Genomic DNA, 2,324 nt, shown 5'->3' with positions numbered 1-2,324 from the left:
GGCGGCGCCAAAAACACAGCACCTTCACGAACGGGGCCGCACCTCGCACCTCAGCGGTCCAGATCCCGCATCCACGGCAGATCGACCGCTCCTGGACGTCCGCCCCCTCAAGAAGCGACGAGCACGTCCAGCACGGACAGGAACAACCCCAGCCCGTCATCACTCGGCCCGGTCAGCGCCTCGGTCGCGTGCTCCGGGTGCGGCATGAGCCCCACGACCCGCTTGTTCGCCGACGCGATCCCCGCGATCGAGCGCTGCGAACCGTTCGGGTTGTCGCCCGCGTAGCGGAACACCACCCGGCCTTCGCCCTCGAGTTCGTCGAGGACCGACTCGGAGGCCTGGTAGCGGCCCTCGCCCGATTTCAGGGGAACCAGGATCTGGGCGCCCGGTTCGTAGCGGGAGGTCCAGGCGGTATCGGTGGCTCCGACACTCAGCCACTGGTCGCGGCAGATGAAGTGCAGGCCCTCGTTGCGGGTGAGGGCGCCGGGCAGCAGCCCGGCCTCGCACAACACTTGGAAGCCGTTGCAGATGCCGAGTACCGGCATACCTGTGCCGGCGGCTTCGACGACGGCCCCCATCACGGGAGCGAACCGGGCGATGGCACCGGCGCGCAGGTAGTCGCCGTAGGAGAAACCGCCGGGAACCACGACCGCGTCGACGCTCTTGAGGTCGGCATCGCCGTGCCAGAGGTCGACGGCTTCGGCGCCGGCCAGCCGGACCGCGCGGGCGGCGTCGACATCGTCGAGGGTTCCGGGGAAGGTGATGACACCGATGCGGGCGGTCACGGGACGCGCACCACCTTCCAGTCCTCGATCACGGTGTTGGCCAGCAGCGATTCGGCGATCGAGGCGAGTTGGTCGTCGCTGACGTCGTCACCGACCTCGAGTTCGAAGCGTTTGCCCTGCCGGACGTCGGTGACGCCTTCGAATCCCAGACGCGGGAGGGCGCCGGCTATGGCCTGCCCTTGCGGATCCAGGATCTCGGCCTTCGGCATCACCTCGACCACGACACGTGCCACGGGTTGCTCCTCACGAAAAGGGGTGAGCTGCGCCCGGCGCCGACGCCGGGACGCGGATGGGGTTACCTGAGCAGCCTAATTGCCCGGTGACCGGAAGGTCGCGGCGGGTGACCGAACATATGCGGTACTAGCCTTACGTGCATGCATGTAGCCCACTTCGGTCACTCCTGCGTACTCGTCGAACTCGACGGGAAGAAGATCCTCTTCGATCCCGGCACGTTCTCCCACGGTTTCGAAGGCCTCACCGGACTGGACGCGATCGCCGTCACCCATCAGCACGCCGACCATATCGATCCGAACCGGATCGACCCGCTCATCGAGGGGAATCCCGGCGCGCGGCTGCTGTCGGATCCGCAGACCGCCGAACTCCGGGGCGGGGCCTGGGAGGCATTGCACGCGGGGAATGTGGTGGAGCTCGACGGGCTGCGGATCACCGGCGGCGGGGGCCGGCACGCGGTGATCCACCCCGAACTGCCGGTGATCGACAACACCGTCTTCCAGCTGGGCACCGCCACGAACCCGACCCAGTTCGTCCATCCCGGCGATTCGCTCTGGGTTCCCTCCACTCCGGTCGATGTGCTCGCCGTCCCCGCCGCGGCCCCGTGGATGAAGATCAGCGAAGCGGTCGACTACCTGCGGTCGGTGGCGCCCCGGCTGGCCTTCCCGATCCACTACGGGATCATCGCCGAGCAGGCCTGGGGTGTGTATTTCAGCCGGCTCGACGAAATGCGCAAGGCGGATACCGAATTCACCATCCTGCGTCCGGAGCACGACGCCGAGCTCTGAACCCGGCCGACGGTGGCTCGCGGGAATACTCGCGTTCGCGTCGAGCGCGGCGGGGACTCAGTCGAATACGAGCAGCGCGACGGCGAGCAGCGCGGCGACAGCATGCTCTGGCCGTGCCACTGCCCGGAGAACAGCGGCGCGGCGGCCGGCGTCACGACCAGTCCGCCGAACTGCCCGATGACGGCGACCACGCGCAAGTCTATCCGGCGGGCCGGCAGCCCACCGGCGAAGTCGGAGACACCGTAGGCGGCCGCGGAGGCCAGGGCCAGTGCCGCACCCACCGTCATCCGGACCGGTCCCGTTCGGCCTGACCCACCGGGCAGCAGGCACCCGTGGTGCACGAGCGCCGGTCACAGAGCCGGCACAGCAGGTCGGCATTGCCGATATCGGAGTACAGACCGGTCAGCAACTTGTCGAGCAGCAGCGCCAGGGTCTCGCGTTCGGCGGCATCCAGCGGGTCGAGCACATGCGCCAAGCCGCCGCCGCGGGCGGCCAGGATATTCGCCGCGGCCTGCCGGCC

The 2,324-nt window shown here is 68.8% G+C and carries 4 protein-coding genes; 1 reads left to right on the top strand and 3 read right to left on the bottom strand.

Going from position 1 to position 2,324, the window contains the following annotated elements; genetic code table 11:
* Positions 1–107: 107 nt before the first annotated feature.
* Positions 108–785: a phosphoribosylformylglycinamidine synthase subunit PurQ gene (gene purQ / locus ACLML9_RS28510; RefSeq protein WP_411948392.1), complete on the bottom strand. Its 678-nt coding sequence runs from the start codon at positions 783–785 to the stop codon at positions 108–110.
* Entirely contained in the window at positions 782–1,018 is a 237-nt protein-coding gene (gene purS / locus ACLML9_RS28505; RefSeq protein ID WP_030522869.1) for a phosphoribosylformylglycinamidine synthase subunit PurS, read from the bottom strand. The genes purQ and purS overlap by 4 nt, the downstream gene beginning before the upstream one ends.
* 141 nt (positions 1,019–1,159) lie before the next feature.
* Between purS and ACLML9_RS28500 the strand changes: the two genes are divergently transcribed.
* Positions 1,160–1,804 (top strand): MBL fold metallo-hydrolase, encoded by a 645-nt coding sequence (locus ACLML9_RS28500; protein ID WP_411948391.1) that lies wholly within the window; start codon positions 1,160–1,162, stop codon positions 1,802–1,804.
* A gap of 283 nt (positions 1,805–2,087) precedes the next feature.
* Here ACLML9_RS28500 and ACLML9_RS28495 read toward each other — a convergent pair.
* On the bottom strand, positions 2,088–2,324 hold a 237-nt coding region (locus ACLML9_RS28495), incomplete at its 5' end, for a hypothetical protein (RefSeq protein WP_411948390.1).

Origin of the sequence: Nocardia sp. NPDC002869 (assembly GCF_046764065.1) — a bacterium.
GTDB lineage: Bacteria > Actinomycetota > Actinomycetes > Mycobacteriales > Mycobacteriaceae > Nocardia > Nocardia rhamnosiphila.
The sequence above is the reverse complement of the archived record's forward strand: the minus strand, read 5'-3'. Positions and strand labels throughout refer to the sequence as shown.